The sequence below is a fragment of the Pseudonocardia petroleophila genome, assembly GCF_014235185.1.
Lineage (GTDB): Bacteria > Actinomycetota > Actinomycetes > Mycobacteriales > Pseudonocardiaceae > Pseudonocardia > Pseudonocardia petroleophila.
In genome coordinates, this window is sequence record NZ_CP060131.1 from 3,777,424 (window position 1) to 3,795,476 (window position 18,053).

Annotated in this window: 18 protein-coding genes; 6 read left to right on the top strand and 12 right to left on the bottom strand. The window is 72.2% G+C overall.

Annotated elements, in window-relative coordinates:
* Window positions 1-3: 3 nt before the first annotated feature.
* The 9 genes from H6H00_RS18875 to H6H00_RS18915 form a co-directional block, all read right to left on the bottom strand.
* Window positions 4-1,158, bottom strand: a complete 1,155-nt coding sequence (locus H6H00_RS18875; RefSeq protein WP_185717067.1) for a thiolase family protein — start codon at window positions 1,156-1,158, stop codon at window positions 4-6.
* Window positions 1,159-1,256: 98 nt separating this feature from the next.
* Window positions 1,257-1,688, bottom strand: a complete 432-nt coding sequence (locus tag H6H00_RS18880; RefSeq protein WP_185717068.1) for a Zn-ribbon domain-containing OB-fold protein — start codon at window positions 1,686-1,688, stop codon at window positions 1,257-1,259.
* Complete coding sequence (locus tag H6H00_RS18885) at window positions 1,685-2,848, bottom strand: thiolase family protein (protein WP_185717069.1); 1,164 nt, start codon at window positions 2,846-2,848, stop codon at window positions 1,685-1,687. Before H6H00_RS18885 ends, H6H00_RS18880 begins: the two co-directional genes overlap by 4 nt.
* A 4-nt stretch (window positions 2,849-2,852) precedes the next feature.
* Window positions 2,853-3,095 carry a hypothetical protein gene (locus H6H00_RS18890; protein WP_185722927.1) on the bottom strand — a complete coding sequence of 81 codons (243 nt, stop codon included), beginning with the start codon at window positions 3,093-3,095 and terminating at the stop codon, window positions 2,853-2,855.
* A complete protein-coding gene (locus tag H6H00_RS18895; protein WP_185717070.1) occupies window positions 3,043-4,506 on the bottom strand; it encodes an AMP-binding protein in 1,464 nt (487 codons plus the stop codon). The genes H6H00_RS18890 and H6H00_RS18895 overlap by 53 nt, the downstream gene beginning before the upstream one ends.
* 21 nt (window positions 4,507-4,527) lie before the next feature.
* Entirely contained in the window at window positions 4,528-5,340 is an 813-nt protein-coding gene (locus tag H6H00_RS18900; protein WP_185717071.1) for an enoyl-CoA hydratase/isomerase family protein, read from the bottom strand.
* A 37-nt stretch (window positions 5,341-5,377) separates the two neighbouring features.
* Window positions 5,378-6,022 (bottom strand): TetR/AcrR family transcriptional regulator, encoded by a 645-nt coding sequence (locus H6H00_RS18905; RefSeq protein WP_185717072.1) that lies wholly within the window; start codon window positions 6,020-6,022, stop codon window positions 5,378-5,380.
* A 107-nt stretch (window positions 6,023-6,129) separates the two neighbouring features.
* A complete protein-coding gene (locus H6H00_RS18910; protein WP_185717073.1) occupies window positions 6,130-7,293 on the bottom strand; it encodes a thiolase family protein in 1,164 nt (387 codons plus the stop codon).
* Window positions 7,284-8,072, bottom strand: coding sequence for a FadR/GntR family transcriptional regulator (locus tag H6H00_RS18915; protein ID WP_185717074.1), 789 nt, complete (start codon window positions 8,070-8,072; stop codon window positions 7,284-7,286). The genes H6H00_RS18910 and H6H00_RS18915 overlap by 10 nt, the downstream gene beginning before the upstream one ends.
* A 19-nt stretch (window positions 8,073-8,091) precedes the next feature.
* On the opposite strand from H6H00_RS18915, the gene H6H00_RS18920 reads away from it, so the two are divergent.
* From H6H00_RS18920 to H6H00_RS18945, 6 genes are all read left to right on the top strand, one after another.
* Window positions 8,092-9,258, top strand: coding sequence for an acyl-CoA dehydrogenase family protein (locus H6H00_RS18920; protein ID WP_185717075.1), 1,167 nt, complete (start codon window positions 8,092-8,094; stop codon window positions 9,256-9,258).
* A gap of 123 nt (window positions 9,259-9,381) precedes the next feature.
* Window positions 9,382-10,440 carry a Rieske 2Fe-2S domain-containing protein gene (locus H6H00_RS18925; RefSeq protein ID WP_185717076.1) on the top strand — a complete coding sequence of 353 codons (1,059 nt, stop codon included), beginning with the start codon at window positions 9,382-9,384 and terminating at the stop codon, window positions 10,438-10,440.
* Between the two features lie 30 nt (window positions 10,441-10,470).
* Window positions 10,471-11,214 carry a hypothetical protein gene (locus H6H00_RS18930; protein ID WP_185717077.1) on the top strand — a complete coding sequence of 248 codons (744 nt, stop codon included), beginning with the start codon at window positions 10,471-10,473 and terminating at the stop codon, window positions 11,212-11,214.
* Window positions 11,211-12,887 (top strand): flavin-containing monooxygenase, encoded by a 1,677-nt coding sequence (locus tag H6H00_RS18935; protein ID WP_255425260.1) that lies wholly within the window; start codon window positions 11,211-11,213, stop codon window positions 12,885-12,887. Before H6H00_RS18930 ends, H6H00_RS18935 begins: the two co-directional genes overlap by 4 nt.
* Window positions 12,884-14,434: a class I adenylate-forming enzyme family protein gene (locus tag H6H00_RS18940; protein ID WP_185717078.1), complete on the top strand. Its 1,551-nt coding sequence runs from the start codon at window positions 12,884-12,886 to the stop codon at window positions 14,432-14,434. The genes H6H00_RS18935 and H6H00_RS18940 overlap by 4 nt, the downstream gene beginning before the upstream one ends.
* On the top strand, window positions 14,431-15,369 hold the full coding sequence (locus tag H6H00_RS18945; RefSeq protein ID WP_185717079.1) for an LLM class flavin-dependent oxidoreductase: 939 nt from the start codon (window positions 14,431-14,433) through the stop codon (window positions 15,367-15,369). Before H6H00_RS18940 ends, H6H00_RS18945 begins: the two co-directional genes overlap by 4 nt.
* Window positions 15,370-15,632: 263 nt before the next feature.
* Here H6H00_RS18945 and H6H00_RS18950 read toward each other — a convergent pair whose 3' ends face one another.
* From H6H00_RS18950 to H6H00_RS18960, 3 genes are all read right to left on the bottom strand, one after another.
* Entirely contained in the window at window positions 15,633-16,361 is a 729-nt protein-coding gene (locus tag H6H00_RS18950) for a TetR/AcrR family transcriptional regulator (protein ID WP_185717080.1), read from the bottom strand.
* 150 nt (window positions 16,362-16,511) lie between these two features.
* Window positions 16,512-17,657 carry an acyl-CoA dehydrogenase family protein gene (locus H6H00_RS18955; protein ID WP_185717081.1) on the bottom strand — a complete coding sequence of 382 codons (1,146 nt, stop codon included), beginning with the start codon at window positions 17,655-17,657 and terminating at the stop codon, window positions 16,512-16,514.
* 87 nt (window positions 17,658-17,744) lie between these two features.
* The gene (locus H6H00_RS18960; RefSeq protein WP_185717082.1) at window positions 17,745-17,960 is read right to left on the bottom strand and encodes a biotin/lipoyl-binding carrier protein; all 216 of its coding nucleotides are present in this window, start codon (window positions 17,958-17,960) and stop codon (window positions 17,745-17,747) included.
* Between the last annotated feature and the right edge of the window lie 93 nt (window positions 17,961-18,053).

Here is an 18,053-nt window from a genome sequence, read left to right on the forward strand (position 1 = left end):
CGGTCAGCCGACCAGCTCGACGACGGTCGCGTTGGCCATCCCGCCACCCTCGCACATGGTCTGCAGCCCGTAGCGGATGCCGCGGTCGCGCATGTGGTGGACCAGGCGGGTCATCAGGATGGCACCGGACGCACCGAGCGGGTGCCCGACGGCGATCGCCCCGCCGAGCGGGTTGACCCGCTCGGGATCGGCGCCGGTCTCGGCCAGCCAGGCCAGCGGGATCGGGGCGAACGCCTCGTTGACCTCGAAGGCGCCGATGTCGTCGATCGACAGCCCGGCCCGGCCGAGCACCTTCGCGGTGGCCGGGATCGGCCCGGTGAGCATCATGACCGGGTCCGCCCCACCCACGGCCCCGGAGTGGTAGCGGGCGATCGGGGTGAGCCCCAGCTCGCCCGCCCGGGTCGGGGTGGTGACCAGCAGGGCGGCCGCGCCGTCGGAGATCTGGGAGGCGTTGCCGGCGTGGATCACGCCGCCGGCGTCGAACGACGGCGTCAGCGCCCCGAGCTTCTCCGCGGTCGTGCCCCGGCGCAACCCTTCGTCGACGGTGTGCCCGGGAGCCTCCGGGATCGTGACGAGCTGGCCGTCGAACGCGCCGGAGTCGATGGCGGCCGCGGCCCGGGCATGGCTGAGCGCGGAGAACTCGTCGAGCACGGAGCGGGTGAGGCCCCACTTCGCGGCGATCAGCTCGGCGCCACGGCCCTGGTGGAAGGTCCCGCCCCCGAGCTCGGTCTCATAGCGGCCCAGCAGCCGAGGGCCGTAGGGCAGGCCGACGTCCCGCCCGGCACCTAGCGGAACCCGGCTCATCGACTCCACCCCGCCCGCCACGACGAGGTCGTACTGGCCCGACATCACCATGCCGGCCGCGAAGTCGAGTGCCTGCTGGCTCGAGCCGCAGGCCCGGTTGACCGTCGTGCCCGGAACCGTCTCGGGCCAGCCGGCCGCCAGCACGGCCGAGCGGGCGGGGTTCGCGGACTGGTCACCCACCTGGCTGACGCAGCCCCACACGACGTCGTCGACGAGCGCGGGGTCGATGCCGGTCCGCGCGGCGAGGGCCTCGAGCACCCTCGCTGCGAGGTCGACGGGGTGCACCCCCGCGAGCGCGCCGCCGCGCTTGCCGATCGGCGTGCGGACGGCCTCGACGATCACTGCTTCGGGCATGCCGACCTCCTTGTCGCTGGACCTGATGGTTCCGCCTAATCATCATGAGGATAACCCGACTGGCTCCGCGGGTGAACAGTGCTCGCCGCGGTGGCCGGTCAGTCCTCGAACAGCTCGCTGACCGGCAGCGACACCCCGGGCGCCACCTGGTCGAAGGCGATCCTCGCCCGCAGGTCGACCCGGGGCGCCATATCGCCGCGCACGTTCGTGACCAGCGTGACGCCCGGCACGTGCACGAACTTGACCAGCACGATGTGCCGGGCCTGCTCGCCGTCCTCGCCGGGGACGAAGCTGCGCCGCAGCGTGGTGTGGCTGAACACGTAGCCCTCCCGGCGGACTTCGTCCCACTCGAAGGCCATCGCCCGGCAGGCCGGGCACATCGCCTGGGGATACCACTGGTACCGACCGCACGCCGTGCAGCGCGGGAAGACCAGACGCCCCTCGCGGGCGGCGGCCCAGAACGCCTCGAGGATCGGCCAGGTGATGTCGGGGAGCCAGGGCCCGGAGTCCGGCGCGGTGGTGGCGCTCATGCGGTCAGCACCAGGCTGGCGTGCTCCCAGCCCGCGTACCCCGACACGAGCCCGACCTCCGCGCCGGGTACCTGCCGGTCGCCACAGCCGCCCCGCAGCTGCGCGACCGCCTCGACGACGTGGTTGATGCCCAGCACGTAGGAGTGTGACAGCAGGCCGCCGTGGGTGTTTATGGGCAGCGACCCGCCCGGCGCGGCGTGCCCGTCGGCGAACAGGGTGGCGCCGGCGCCCTTGGGTGCGAAGCCGAGGTCCTCGGCCTGCAGCAGGCAGCTGATGGTGAAGCAGTCGTAGATCTCGGCGAAGTCGACGTCCTCCGGACCGACCCCGGCCATCCCCAGCGCGCGTGGCCCGGTCACCTGGGCCGGCGTGGACAGGTAGTCCTCGTGCTGGGCCAGGTAGGAGTGCCCGGACATGGCCGCCCCGCTGAACGACACGCCGGCCACCGAGACCGGGCGGTGCCGGCAGTCCCGCGCCCGCGCCGTCGAGGTCATCACGAAGGCGGCGGCGCCGTCGGTGAGCAGGCAGCAGTCCAGCACCCGTAGCGGGTCGGCGATCATCGGCGAGGACAGGTGGTCCGCGCGGGTGAGCGGCGTGCGCTTCATCGCCCCTGGGTGCAGTGCAGCCCAGGCGCGGGTCGAGATCGCGACGTCGGCGAGATCCTCGGGGGTGAGCCCGTAGCGGTGCATGTAGCGGCGCGCCACGGCGGCGAAGTAGACCGGCTGCCCGTAGAAGCCGAACGGCATCTCGAGGCCGGCCTTGTACGGGTCGGTGCCGTGGAACCGGTACGGACCGCCGGGTGCCGAGCCCCAGTCGACGCCGAAGTAGCACACCACGGTCGTGGCCGCACCGGTCGCGATCGCCTGGGCCGCGAGCAGGGGCGCCCCGACGCTTCCCGCGCCGCCCACCGACATCTGCGCGGTGAAGACCCGGTCGCTCAGCCCGAGGTTGGCCGCGAGCTCGTCGGCGGGCAGCAGGTGGGGGGCGACGGCGGCGTCGGAGACGATCCCGTCCACCTCGTCGATGTCGATCCCGGCGTCCGCGATGGCGTCGCGCACCGCCTGGACCATCAGCGTCGGCACCGGCACCGTGGACCGGCGCGAGTAGGCGGACTCCCCGACGCCGACGATGGCGATCGCGTCCCGTAGCGGACTGACGGTCAACCCGTCACGCTCCTTCATCGATGGGCCTGGTGTCGATGGTCGCCACCTGCTCGCGCAGGGCGAATTTCTTGATCTTCCCGCTCGGGGTGACGGGGAACTCCGGGTAGACCTGCACGTACTCGGGCCAGAAGTGTCGGGTGACCTTCTTCTCCGCCAGCCAGCGGCGCAGCTCGGCCAGGTCGAACGAGGCGCCGTCACGCAGAACGAGGCAGGCGCAGGCCTTCTCGTGGAGCCGCTCGTCCGGCACGGCCACCACGGCAGCGGACCAGACGTCGGGGTGCTCGATCAGGACGTTCTCGACCTCCAGAACAGGTACGTTCTCGCCGCCTCGGATGATGATGTCCTTGCTGCGGGCGGTCATCACCAACCGGCCGTCGGAACGGATCCGGCCCCGGTCGCCGGTGACGTACCAGTCGCCGTCGAGGAAGTGCGACGGTGGCAGGCCGGGCTGGAGGAAGCCGCGACGGGCCGCGGACGACCATCTCGCCCTCATCGTCGGGTCCGAGCTCCTCGGTGAGGTCGTCGCTGCGGATCGCCACCTCGATCGGGAGCACGGCGTGGCCGTCGGTGTCGCACACGATCCCGGTCGGGTCGCCGGGGGAGTGCGCGGTGGCCAGACCGACCTCGGTCATCCCCCAGATCCCGTAGAACTCGACGCCGGGCAGCATCTGCACGGCCCGCCGGGCCAGCGGGCTGGGGAAGCCCGACCCGAAGCATCCGACCTGCCGCAGCGTCGAGGTGTCCCTGGCCGTGAAGTCGGCGTGCTCCAGGGTGTCCTGCAGGTAGGGGGTCGCCCCGTTGGTCATGGTGACGCCGTTCGCCTCGACCATGTCCAGGTAGTCGCCCGCGTCCCAGACGTCCTGCAGGACCATGGTCGCTCCGAGCTGGACCGGGGCCAGTACGCCGAACAGGATGCCGGTCTGGTGCCCGAGGGTGGAGGCCATGTGGTAGACGCCGTCGGGGGTCAACCCGCGCCGCTCGACGATCACGCGCCCGCCGTAGTAGAGGCTGTTGTGGGTGTGCAGGATGCCCTTGGGCTCACCCGTGGTGCCCGAGGTGAACGCGAGCTGGGCAACGGCGTCGGCGCTGGTCCCGGCGTCGACCAGGCCCTCGGCGTCGAGCCGGGCCTGCCCGCTCGCCAGCAGCTGCGGCCAGCCGAGGTCGCCGCCGGCTCCCTCGATGACCACCACGGTGGGCACGTCGGACAGGTCCTGGGCGATCGCGCTCATCATCTTGGCGTGGCCGAAGTCGCGGAAGGACTCCACGGTGACGACGACCTTCGGGGCGCCCAGTGCGAGCATCGTCGACACCTCGCGTTCGCGGAAGATCGGCGCCAGCGAGTTGAACACCCCACCGAGGCGGGTGCAGGCCACCATCAGCACGACCACCTCGAGCCGGTTCGGCAACTGCCAGCTCACCACGTCACCGGGCTCGACCCCGAGCCCGCCCAGGCCCGCCGCGACGACATGGCTCAGCCGTTGCAGCTCCCGGTAGCTGGTGACGCCACCCCGGTCCACGACGGCGGCCCGGTCCGGCGTTGCCGACGCCGCCTCGTCGACGTGGTGGCAGAGCCGCCGCTCGCCCCAGTACCCCTGCGCCCGGAGTCCGGCCGCCTTCTGCGGAGTGAGCTGGGTGAGCAGTCCGTTCCAGTCGCGCATCGTCGTCTCCCGTCCGTGCGGTCAGGCGTGGGCTGTGCCGTTGCGGTAGCGGGGCCGGCGCTTCTCGGCGAACGCGCTGAGCCCCTCGATGCCGTCGGGGGTGCCGGTTCCCTCGCGGAAGTCGCCCATCTTGCCGGTGGGCGCGATGTCGTTGATCGTCTGCTTGTAGGACCGACGCACGTCGGGTGACGTGCCGCGGACCTCCTCGATGATCTCGCCGACCCGGCGGTCGAGGGCCTCGGCGTCGGGCACGACCTCGGTGATCAGGCCCCAGCGCTCGGCCTTGTCGGCCGGGATCGCGGTGCCGGTCAGGACGAGGTAACGCATCTTCGCCATGCTCACCCGCCCGAACATGACCGCCGGCATCCACCCCTCGGCGACACCGACCTTGCCCTCGGGAGCGGCGAACACCGCATCGGCCACCGCCACCGAGATGTCGCACGACATCGTCGTGATGAGCCCCCCGGCCATGCAGATCCCGTTGACCGCCGCGATCGTGACCTTCGGGCACTGCCGCACCGTCTCGAAGGGCAGGTTGTCCTCGAAGCGGTAGATGTCGAGCGGGTCGGCATCGGGCCGGAGGTAGGCCAGCACCTCCTTGAGATCGCCGCCGGTGGCGAAGGCCCGCCCGTTGCCGGTGATGACGACGATGTCGACCGCGTCGTCGATGGTGGCCAACCGGACGGCGTCGCGGAGTTCGCGGTAGAGGTTGGTGCTGAAGGAGTTGAGTTCCGCGGGACGGTTCAGGGTGATCCGGGCGACGCCGTCGGTGACGTCGTAGAGCAGTTCGGCGAAGCGCGACTGTTCGAGCGGGACCTCGCGTAGTTCTGTCATGCCACTCCTTCGTGGTTCGACGTGGCGGGTGCGGCGGTCAGCCCCCGGCTGTGTCCGGCCCGGTTCCGATGCCGTTGATCAGGTGGTCGACGAGTTGCTCCGCGATGGAGTCGGTCAGCACCGCGGTGGCCTGGGAACCGGCCCACCGCGGCACGCCGTTGAGGGCGCCGAGGACGAACCGGGCGGTGTTGTGCGGGTCGGGAGCGCGGAAGACCTGTTCCGCGGCGCCATCCGCGATGATCGACTCGAGTCGTCGCTCGTGGCGGCGGCGTGCCTCACGAATGGTGTCGCTGTAGGTGTCGCTGACCACGATGTCCTGATGGTTGCTCAGCACGCGCCCGGCCGGCGTGGTCACCGCGACCCGCAGGTGCGCACGGACGAAGGCCCGCAGCAACACCAGCGGGTCGACGGAGCCGTCGGCGAGCCGGTCGGTCTCGCGGCCGATCTCCTCGATCGTGTCGGTCAGCAGCTGGGCGAGGATGTCCTCCTTGCCGCTGACGTAGTGGTAGAGGCCCGTGGCCGAGAGCCCGACCTGCTCGCCGATCTGCTCCAGGGTCACCCGCTCGTAGCCGTGCAGGGCCATCGAGGTGGCGGCGGCGTTGAGGATCATGGTGCGCCGGGTCGCCGCGCGCCGACCGCGCCGGTCCGGACCGGTCACGTCCGGGTCGCGGGTCCTGGTCATGCGCCCTCCTGGGTCGGTCGCGACTGGGCCTGCCGATGCTAGCACCCGATGTCGAATGTCATTCCATATGTCGCACGGCCCGGCGCGATGACGCGCCGGCGCCGCCGTCACCCGACGGCGGCCAGGATCGTGACGACGCAGGCGGCGGGCCCGTCGCCCAGGGAGCCACCGGCGTTCTCGGCGAGGCCGATCCGTGCCTGCCGCACCTGGCGAGCCCCGCCCCGCCCGCGCAGCTGGTCGGCGAGCTCGACGATCTGCGCCGCCCCGGTGGCGCCGATCGGGTGGCCCCGGGCCAGCAGTCCGCCGGACACGTTCACCGGCCGCGTGCCGCCGATGCCCGTGGCGCCGTCACGGGCGAGCCGGGCGCCCTCGCCGGCCGCGGCGATGCCGATCTCCTCGGCGATCACCAGCTCGGCGGGCGACGCGGCGTCGTGCACCTCGAACAGGTCGATCCCGTCCGGGCCGACGCCGGCCTGTTCGTAGGCGGCCCGCGCGGTGCGCCCGACCACGTCCCCGGCGTCGCCGACGCGGGCCGCCCCGACCGCCGAGGCCAGCACCCGCACGGACGGCCGGTCGCGTCGGCGGGCCAGGTCGGTCCGGGTCAGCACGCAGGCGGCCGCCCCGTCGCCGATCGAGGAGCACATCGGCCGGGTCAGCGGGGCCACGATCGTCCGCGCGGCGAGGATCTCGTCCGCGGTGAGCGCCGTGCGGTTCTGCGCGATCGGGTTGAGGCTGCCGTTGAGCAGGCTCTTGGCCGCGACCAGCGCCAGGTCGCGGGCCGACGCACCGGTCCGTTCCAGGTAGGCGCGAGCCTCGGCCGCATAGATCTCCATGAACACCGGGCGCGACCCGTCCTGCTCCCCGGTCAGCTCGACGTCGACGGCCGTGGCCAGTGCCCGCCCGGCGCGCGTCCGGTCGGTGCCGGTCATCTTCTCCGCACCGACCACCAGGACGTGGTCGTAGGCGCCGGAGGAGACCGCCATCGCCCCGAGGTGGAACGCGCTCGAACTCGACGCGCAGGCGTTCTCGACCGACACCATCGGCCGTCCGGCGACGCGCGATCCGCCCAGCGCCGTGTGGGCCCGGATCATCTCCTGTCCGGTGAGGACGCCGGCCGCGGCGTTGCCGAACACGACCAGCCCGATCTCGTCGGGCTGCACCCCGGCATCGGCCAGCGCCGCGTCGGCGGCCTCGGCGGCCAGCTCGCGCAGCCGGGTGCCGACGAACATGCCGAACCGGGTGATGCCGGTACCCACGATCGCTACGTCCATGTCGCGACGTCCTTCCTGTCCTCGATGTCGGGCAACTCGTCGACGTCGGGCCACAGCACCCGCTCGTCGAGGGCTCGCGCCGCGCCGTCACGCAGCCGGCCGGTCGTGGCGGCGAGCACGGTCGCCGCGTGCCCGGCCGCGCCGGCGGCGTCGCCCGCCCCGATCGCCGCCAGCAGGGCGCCACGCGCCTCGTCGGATCCGTCCCCCGGCCCCGGCCCCGTCCGGTCCAGCGCGTCGCCCATCCAGGCCAGCGCCGTGAGGACCAGCTCCAGCACGTCGTTCCCGGTGGCCGCGGCCAGGAGCCGGTGGAACTCCAGGCGCTCGCGCTGCCGGTGCGCGGCGGTCGAGGAGGCGGCGAGACGGTCGTGGCAGGCGCGCAGCATCGCGAGGTCGGACGTGTCCCCCCGCTGCGCGACCAGCCGGGCCGCGACGGGCTCCAGCACCGCTCGCGCCTCCAACAGCCCGCGCAACGTGGTGCCGCGGAACTGCAGCGCAATGGCCAGCGCGCTGCCCACGACACGCGGCCCCGGCCGAGCGATCCGGGCGCCGCCGCCCGGTCCGCTGCGCACGTCGATGGCGCCGAGGTAGGACAGCACGCGCAGCGTCTCCCGCAGCGAGCCGCGCGAGACGTCGAAGTAGCTCATCAGGGTCGGCTCCGACGCCAGCCGGTCGCCGGGGACGAGTCGCCGCGCGACGGCCTCGCGCATCATTCGGCGCGCCGTCACCCGGGGGACGGAGCCACCGGCGGCCCGGCTCTCGGCGCTCGACAGGCCTCCCACGGTCTCGTACCCTAGATCAATGCAATCTGGTACACCAGATAGTCTCTTCGTCTTCTCGCGCGAGCACGCCGACTTCGAGGCCTCGGTCGCGGCGCTGGGCCGCCGCGAGTTCTACGACGGCTACCTCGCGCGGGCGACCACGGAGGAGATGTGCTGGGACGAGCTCAAGGCCCTGGGGCGCCACGGGTTGCTCGGGATGACGCTCCCGGCTGCTCACGGCGGACAGGACGCGGACCCCGTCACGGTCGGCATCGCCTGCGAGCAGATGGCCCGTTCGGACTTCAACCTGGCCTACCTGATCTTCGGGTCGGTACTGCTCGACGGCCTCCTCGCGGGGTTGCCGGCGCACGTCGGCGAGCCGGTGGTGCACGCGGTGGCAGCCGGCGAGCAGGTCGTGTGCCTGGCACTGACGGAGCCCCGCGGTGGTTCCGACGCCTCCGGGCTCTCGGTGCGCGCCCGGCCCGTCGAGGGCGGTTTCCGGTTGTCGGGGGAGAAGACCTCGGTCACGTTGGGTGCGCACGCCACCCACGCGATCGTCGTCGGCACCGTCGACCCCGCGCTGCGGTCGCGCGGGACGAGGCGCCTGCTGGTGCCGCTGGACGACCCGAGCATCGGCCGGCAGCGGTTCGCCGACCCCGGCTTCCGACCGCTGAGCCGGGTCGGGCTGAGCTTCGACGACACGTTCGTCCCCGCCGAGCACGAGATCACCGACGGCGGCAGCGGCCTGGCCGCGCAGCTGGCCGACTTCGACTTCACCCGCGCACTGCTGGGACTGATGGTGATCGGCGCCGCCCGCCGCGCCATGGACACCACGATCGACTGGGTGCGCCGGCGCGAGGCGTTCGGCGCGCCGATCGCCACCTACCAGGGCGTGTCGTTCACCCTCGCCGAGTGGGACACGCAGCTCGAGGCGGCCCGCTGGCTGTGCTACCGGACGCTCGGCCTGCGCGCCGCGGGCCTGCCGCACACGCGGGAGGCCGCGATGTGCAAGTGGTGGGCGCCGCGGATCGCGGTGCAGGCCATCAACGACTGCATCGTGCTGCACGGCCACGTCGGGTGGTCCACCGAGATGCCGTTGCAGCAGCTGTTGCTCGACGTCAGCGGCCTGCAGATCGGCGACGGCACCCCGCAGATCCAGAAGCTCGTGATCGCCCGCCAGCTGATCGGCCGCGAGCACGTCGGCTGACCGTGGGCGCGGTCGGTTCCGGCGCCTTGACAGCGGATCGCCTCGATGTTCGAATGGCCTTCGATATCACGAGTTACATTGCACCCGGCGTGGCGGCCGGTCGTGATCGACGGAGGCTCTCGAATGGTCAACACCGCGTCACCGCCGATGGTGAGTGCATCGAGCCGCGGGTTCCCCTACCGCAGCCATCCCACCGGCTGGTTCCACGTGGGCTGGTCGGCGGAGTTCGTGGCCGGCGAGGTGGTGCCGCTGCGCTACTTCAGTCGCGACCTCGTCGCCTTCCGCGGTGAGTCCGGCACGTTGTCGATCATGGATGCGCACTGCCCGCACCTCGGGGCGCACATGGGCTACGGCGGGTCGGTGTGCGGCGACGAGCTCGTCTGCCCGTTCCACGGCTGGCAGTGGAACGCCGAGGGGCACAACACCCGGATCCCCTACAGCAGCAGGCCCAACCGGGGGCAGCGGGTCACCGTCTGGCCGGTCCAGGAGGTCAACGGCCTGGTCATGCTCTGGTACGACGCGACCGGCGCCGAGCCCACCTGGGAGCTGCCCCTGATTCCCGGCTACGACACCGACACCTTCTACCCGGTGCACCCGCACTGCACCGGCGAGTGGCTCAACCGCCCGGTGGCACCGCAGTTCCTCGGCGAGAACCTCGCCGACTCGGCGCACCAGAAGTACGTCCACGAGGCGACGGACGTGCCGGAGATCGTCGAGTTCTCCGGGGAGGGCCCGCTGTGGCACTCCCGGCAGCGGATGGTCTGGGGACGAGGCAAGGGCGACACCTGGTTGACCCCCTCCGGTGGGAAGGTCGGTCACCTCGACATCCAGGGCTGGGGGATCGGCATCGCCCTGTTCCGCTTCGAGGGCATCGACGACACCGTCCAGATCCAGTCGATCACGCCCGTCGACGACACCGTCTCGGACCTCCGGATGACCAACTTCGTGCCGCGTCACGAACCCGGCGCCGTGGTGCCGACCGAACGTGCGGCCAAGCGCATCGAGCACCTGCGACGGCAGGTGGGCCGGGATCTCGTGGTGTGGGAGCACATGACTTACATCGCGCGGCCCCCGCTGCCGCCGGAGGAGGCCAAGCCGTACCTGGCATACCGGCGGTGGGCGGACCAGTTCTACCCCGAGGCGGCGGCACCCGCGGTGTCGTCCGCGACGGGTCGGTCGTGACCGGTACGGCGCCGCGTCGTCGTCGCTGAGATGGGCACGGACACGGACCCGGTGGGCACCGGAACCCACGTCGCCCAGGTCTTCACCCGGGACCCGCTCACCGGTCCCGACACACCGGCCCGGCTGTTCGCGATCCTGGCGCGGCACGCTCCCGGGGCGGTCCCCGGGCCGCGCGGCGACGGCGGTTCGGCGCGGGCACTGCGCTCCACGCACGGCGAGCCCGCCGGGGAGATCTTCTGGGAGTCCCCGCCGCCCGGGCGGGTCCGGGGAGGTGTGCATCCGATGTTCTATCCCACCGACACGCACGCGACGGTCACGCTCGAGTGCGACGCCGCCGCGGCGGGCCCGGACGCCATGGTCGGCTTCGTGCGGGAGGCCTCGACGGCGTTCGGGGCCGACTTCGGCTATGTCGACGTCCTGCCCGCCCCGGCGACGGACGGCGAGCCGCCCGGCTTCGTCTACCTGACGCCGCAGAACCTGCAGGCCTGGCTCCCGGAGATCTGGTGGGGAATGGTGCTCGGGCCCGCCTACGTCGACCTGATCGGGGCCGATGTCGTGGCGTCGGCACCGGCGCACGTGGTGACCAGGATCGGCCCGGCGACCTACTGGCTGCAGCTGACCGAGCATCTCGAGCAGCCACCGGCCGGTGCCGACCCGCTCGGCAGGCAGCGTCGCGAGGTGGCCGCCCACCTCGGCGAGTGGTTGTTCTGGAAGGCGGGCCGCACGGCCTTCGTCGCGCCCCGGTTCGCCGCCACGGGAGCGGGGCGGCGGTGAGCACGGCGGGCGCCCCGGCCGCCGACCCCACCGGCGGTGACGAGATCGTCGACGCGGTCGTCGTCGGAGCCGGGTTCGCGGGCCTCTACATGCTTCACCGGCTGCGCCGGCTCGGCCTCAGCACGCGTGGCTACGAGGCGGGCGCCGGGGTGGGTGGCACCTGGTACTGGAACCGCTACCCGGGTGCCCGCTGCGACTCCGAGAGCGTCTACTACTCCTACTCCTTCTCCGCGGAGCTGCAGCAGGAGTGGGAATGGAGCGAGCGGTACGCGTCGCAGCCGGAGATCCTGCGCTACCTCGAGCATGTCGCGGACCGGTTCGACCTACGTCGCGATTTCCGGTTCAGCACCCGGGTCGTGGCGGCGAGGTTCGACCAGGCGGGATCGTGCTGGTCGGTCCGGACGGACACCGGCGAGCAGGTGCGGGCCCGCTTCCTGGTCTCCGCGGTCGGCTGCCTGTCGCTGCCGAACGTCTCCGCGCTGCCCGGCGTCGGGAACTTCCGCGGCCCCGTGCTGCACACCGGTCGGTGGCCGCACGAACCGGTGGACGTCGCCGGTCGCCGGGTCGGGGTGCTCGGCACCGGCTCGTCGGGGGTGCAGGCGATCCCGCTGCTCGCCGAGCAGGCCGGGCACCTGACGGTCTTCCAGCGCACCCCCAACTACAGCGTTCCGGCGCGCAACGCACCGGCCGACCCGGTGACCGGTGCGGCGGTGAAGGCCGACTACGACGCGATCCGCGAGCGCTGCCGGCGTTCCCTGGGTGGCTTCCCGTTCGACGTCGACCCGCGCTCGGCGCTGTCGGTGTCACCCACGGAGCGGGAGGACCTCTACCGCGGCCTCTGGGACACCGGGGGGATGCGGTTCGTCTTCGGCGGGTTCGCCGACGTGCTGACCGACCGCGCCGCCAACGACGTGGCCGCGGACTTCGTGCGGGCCCGGATCGGCGAGGCGGTGCGCGATCCGGCCACCGCAGAGGCGCTCACCCCGCGTGACCATCCCTTCGGTACCCGGCGCCCGGCCCTCGACACCGGCTACTACGAGACCTACAACCGCGACGACGTGACGTTGGTCGACCTGCGCCGGACCCCCGTGGTGGAGGTGACCGAACGTGGTCTGCGCACCACGGAGGCCGAGTACCCACTCGACGTGCTCGTGCTGGCGACCGGATTCGACGCCATGACCGGATCCATGCTGGCGATGGACGTCGTCGGACGCGACGGTGTCGCGCTCCGGCAGAAGTGGATCGACGGGCCCCGCACCCTCCTTGGCCTGATGTCCGCGGGCTTCCCGAACCTGTTCACGATCACCGGCCCGCTCAGCCCGTCGGTGTTCTCCAACATGCCCACCTGCATCGAGCAGCACGTCGACTGGATCGCCGGGTGCCTCGATCACATGCTCCGCAACGGTCACGTCCTGATCGAGCCGACGGTCGAGGCCGAGGACGGCTGGGTCGAGCACGCCGCGCGCGTCGCGGCGCGCACGCTGCTCGGCGCGGTGGACTCCTGGTGGACCGGCGCCGACGTGCCCGGCAAACCGCGCGTCGGGTACCCCTACGTCGCCGGTGTCGGGGCCTACCGCACGGCGTGTGACGCGGTCACGGCGAGCGGCTACGACGGTTTCGTGCTCACCCCCAGCGCGCCGGTACGGCGCCGACCGGAAGGTGCCCCGGCATGACGATGAACCTCGGGCGTTTCATCACCTCGCACGCGCAGGAGTTCCCCGCCAAGTCCGCGATCACGGTCGGCGACTGCTCGCTGACCTACCCCGAGCTGGAACTGCGGACCACCGGGTTGGCCGGTGGCTTCGCCGGGCTGGGTCTCGGGCGCGGCGACGTCGTCGCGGCGGTCCTGGAGAACTGCGTGGAGATGCCGGAGCTGTTCTTCGCCTGCGCGAAGGCCGGCACGGTCCTGGCGCCGATGGTCACCCGCCGCGTCGACGACGAGATCGACGCACTGGTCGCCAAGTGCGGCGCCCGGGTTCTGGTGGTCGGTCCCGACCACCGCGACCGCGTCGCGGCGATGCGCGCCGCCGGGATGCTGGCCGGGATCGCGACGGTCGTGGAGATCGGGCCACCGCCCACCGCGGACGGCGTGCTGGCCTACGAGGACCTGGTGGCCTCGGGTGCGGGGGTGCCGCTCCCGGTCGGCGTCGGCGACGACGACCCGGTGATCCTGTTCTCCACCGGCGGCACGACCGGCCTGCCCAAGCTCGGCGTGCACACCCACGCGACCGTGCTGCAGAACCACTACGCGTTCCAGTGGAACATCGGCTTCCGGCCGCAGGACGTCTGCCTGCACCCGATGCCGCCCTACCACGCCTCCATCCTGGTCACCACCCTGACGCACATGATCGTCGGGGCCTCCACGATCGTCACGCCCAAGTTCGACCCCACCGAGTTCCTCTCGATCATCGACCGGGAGCGGGTCAGCTACGTCTTCCTGATGCCGCCGGTGCTGTTCAACTGGCTCGTCGACGCCGGCATCGACGACTACGACCTGTCGAGCATCACGAAGCTGTTCGTGCCCGGCGGCAACTTCTTCAACCGCGACGTCGTCGCGAAGTACCTGCCCGACACCGAGCTGTTCTACCTGTACTCCCAGACCGAGAACACCACGACCTGCCTGCTGCGCGGCAAGGACATCTTCGAACGCCGCCAGTCCGTCGGGCGGCTGGATGCGCGGCTCGAGTGGCGCCTGGTGGACGACGAGGACCGTGACGTGCCCCCCGACACCCCCGGTGAGCTGTTGCTGCGCGGCGCGTCGGTGATACCGGAGTACTTCGCCGATCCCGAGGAGACCGCGCGCGCCTGGCGTGGCGGGTGGTTCCACACCGGCGACATGCTGCGCCGCGACCCGGACGGGTACTTCTACTTCGAGGGCCGGGGGAAGGAAGTGATCAAGACCGGCGGCGAGAACGTCTACGCCGTGCGCGTCGAGAGCGTTCTGGTCGAGCATCCCGCCGTGCGCGAGGTGGCGGTCGTCGGTGCGCACGACGAGAAGTGGGGCGAGCGGGTGTGCGCCTGCGTCGTGCCGGCCGAGGGGGCGGCGGTGGATCCGAGTGAGCTCATCGCGTTCTGCCGCGGCAAGCTCGCGGGATTCGAGATCCCCAAGACCTATCACCTGATCGACGCGCTGCCGGTCAACCCGGTCGGGAAGATCCTCAAGCGCGAGCTGACCGCGCGGATCGACGGGGGCGAGCTGGGCCAGGTCGGTGCCGCGTGAGCGTCCCATTGGAGGTGCGGGCGTCCGGGTTCGGAGTGATGCTGCCGAACTTCGACCCGCTGCGGCTGGGGACACCGCCGCTGCTGGCCGCCGCGCGGCTGGCGGAGGACCTCGGGTTCGACTCGGGTTGGGTCGGCGACCACCTGAGCTTCCACCCACCGATCCTGGAACCGTGCGGAGCGCTGGCAGCGGTCGCCGCGGTCACACAGCGGCTGGTGCTGGGCACCGGCGTGCTGCTGCTGCCGATGCGCAACCCGGTGTGGACCGCCAAGCAGCTCGGAACGATCGCCGCGCTCGCGCCGGACCGCCTCGTCGTCGGGGTCGGCGTGGGCGGGGAGAACCCGGCCGAGTTCGAGGCCGCCGGCTACCCCGTGGCACAGCGGGGCCGCCGGCTCGACGAGGCCATCGGCATCGTCGATGCGCTGCTGCGCGGCGAGGCCGTGGACCATGCCGGCCCGCTGTTGCCGGTGCGCTCGCCCAGACTGGAACCGGTGCCGTCCTCGCGGCCCCCGCTGGTGGTCGGCGGCCGATCCGCCCACGCGGTGCGCCGCGCCGCACGGTTCGCCGAGGGCTGGTTCGCGGTGTGGCTTGAACCCGAGCGGGTGCGCAGCGCGATCGAGCAGCTGCGGGCGCACGCCGAGGAGTTCCGCCGCCCGGTGTGCACCACCATCATGCTGGTGTTCGTGCACGTCACCGACGATGCCGAGACGGGTCGACGGGAGCTGGAGCGGTTCGTCGCCGGCCAGTACGGCATGCCCGTCGAGGCCATCGAGCGGTGGTGCGTGATCGGTAGCGAGGACCGCGTGGCCGACGCACTGGCCCGGTATCGTGACGCCGGGGCCGAGGCGTTCGTGATGATGCCGACCGCCGTCGACGTCCTGGGGCAGTACGAGCGGCTCGCCGGCGTGCGGGACCGGCTCGCCGCGATGGCCTGACTGGTCGATCGGTCCGCCCTCGCGGGCGGCTCAGAGCTCCTCGCGGACCATTCAGGTGGTGTCGACGACCCGGTGGCCGGTTCGTCCCGGCGGCGGCGCTCCTGCGGTCAGTAGCAGGCCGGAGTGTTCCCCGTCCGCGTAGCCGAGGCGAGCCCGACCTCGACGGCCGGCGGGCTCGGCAGTCGCCGGGCAGCTTCGGTGCGAAGGCGATGTCCGCGGCATGCTGCTGATGGTGGCCAGCCGGCCCGGACGCATGCCGGAGGTCAGGAACCTGCGGTGCCGGATCCGATGCCGGTGATCAGGAGCTCGATGAGCTGCTCGGCGATGGCGTCGGTGTCGGCGGTGGTGGCGTGCGGGCCGGCCCACCGCGGGACGCCATTGAGTGCGCCGAGGACGAACCGCGCTGTCGTTCGGGGGTCGACGGCACGGAAGGCCGACCCGGTGGCGCCATCCGCGATGATCGATTCGAGCCGGCGTTCGTGGCGGCGGCGGGCGTAGCGGATGGCGTCGCTGTAGGTCTCGCTGACCACGATGTCCTGGTGGTTGCTCAGGACGCGACCCGCCGGCGTCGTGACCGCGACCCGCAGATGCGCTCGGACGAACGCCCGCAGCAGAACCTCGGGATCGTCCGAGCCCGCCGACAGGGTCTCGATGTCGAGGCCGATCTCGTCGATCGTGTCGGTCATCAGCTGCGCGAGGATGTCCTCCTTGCCGCCGACGTAGTGGTAGAGGCCCGTGGCCGACAGCCCGACCTGCTCGCCGATCTGCTCCAGGGTCACCCGCTCGTAGCCGTGCTCGGCCATCGAACTGGCGGCCGCGGTGAGAATCATGCGTCGGCGGGTGGCCACGCGGCGGTCGCGCCGGTCGGCGCTCGGCACCGCGGCGTCGTCGGTGGTCCTGGCCAAGGAGGCCCCCCGATGTCGTGCGGTGACAGGCTCCGCCACGCTAACACGCATTCGAGCCCGTTCCACATGTCGGTTCCCCTGCGCCACGTGGCGCGAGCCGGAGGGCTAATCGTCGCGGAGCGCGCGTCGTCACCGGTGACGCCGCTCGGGCCGGCGGCCGACCGCAGGGGTGCTCGTCGAGGTCTCCGTCCCCGGCCTGACGCCCGGCGGGCAGCAGCCCGGCCACTCCAGGTCTCGCTACGGAGCGAACTTGCGGCCCAGGAGGTGCCGGGCGACCACCAGCTTCGCGACCTGAGCGGTGCCGTCGGCGATCTCGAAGGCCATCACGTCGCGCAGCCGCTGGCCCTGGGGGCTGTCGCTGCCCCACCCGGCATGCCCGAAGGTCAGCAGCGCCTGGTGTACGACCTCGCCCGCTGTCTTGGGCGCGAACCACTTCGCCATGTTCGCGGCCACCGTGTGGTCCAGGCCCTGGTCCTTGCGCCACAGGGCCTCGTAGCAGATGTGGCGGGCGCCGGCGAGGCGCGTGGCCTGCTCCACCAGGGGGAACGCCACACCCTGGTTGCGCCCGATCGGGCCGCCGAAGGCCTCCCGCGTGCGGGCGTAGTCCAGGGCGTCGTCCAGCGCCGCCTCGGCGATCCCGACGCACATCAGGCCGATCACCGCGCGGGAGTAGTCGAAGCCCTGCATCACCGAGACGAAGCCGGCACCCTCCTGCCCGATCAGCTCGTCGCGACCCACCGGCACGGAGTCGAAGTGCAGCGACGCGCGCCCGATCGCCCGGCCGCCGTGGTCGTCGAGCGCGGTCCGGGAGATCCGGTCGTCGTGCAGGTCGACGTAGAACGCGCTGACGCCACGGGCGCCCGACCCGCCTGTCCGGGCGAAGACGATGCCTGTGTCGGCGAGCATGCCCATCGAGATCGAGGTCTTCTCCCCGGTGAGCCGCCAGCCCGCCCCGTCAGGCTGCGCGCGCAGGGAGAGGTTGGCCGCGTCGGACCCGTGCTCGGGCTCGGTCAGCACCAGGGCCGAGAGCGCCGAGCCGTCGGCGATCGGCGGCAGCCAGCGGGCCAGCTGCTCCTCGCTGGCGTTGCCGACCAGGATGTCGGCGTTCAGCGCGGCGACCAGCAGGATGTAGCAGGCGTTGATATCTGCCCGGGACACCTCCTCGGCCGCCAGGCCGGTGGTGACGGCATCCGCCTCCTGGCCGCCGAAGCGCTCCGGGACGCGCAGCCCGGTGAGGCCCATCGAGGCCATCTCCCGGGGGAGTTCCGGGCGCATCCGGCCCGCCCGGTCGTCGGGCTGGTAGTGCGGGGCGAGGACCTTCTGCGCGAAGGTGGCGAGCTCGCGCCGGAAGGTTTCCTGGTCGGCGTCGAAGGCGTAGTGCACGTCGCTGCTCCGCTCTACTGGATGTGCGTCATCGGGATGATCAGTATGATGATTGTCCCGACCGTATCCCGGTCCACCGGCCGGGCACTACCCGAGCACGACCAGCAGCTGGCCCTCGGTGACCGACTCGCCCTCGCAGACGGAGAGCGTGCGCACCGTTCCGGCCGTCTCGGCGTGCACCGGGATCTCCATCTTCATCGACTCCAGGATCGCCAGCACGTCGCCGGCCTGCACCGCCTCGCCCACCTGTACGCACACCTTCCACACGCTGGCGACGATCTCGGCGCGGACCTCGTCTGGCATGGGTACTCCCGGGGAGAGCGACTGGATCGGCCGGCCGGCAGCGGGGTGGAGGTCCGGCCGAGGACGATCGAACATTAGCGTTGCGAAGCGACG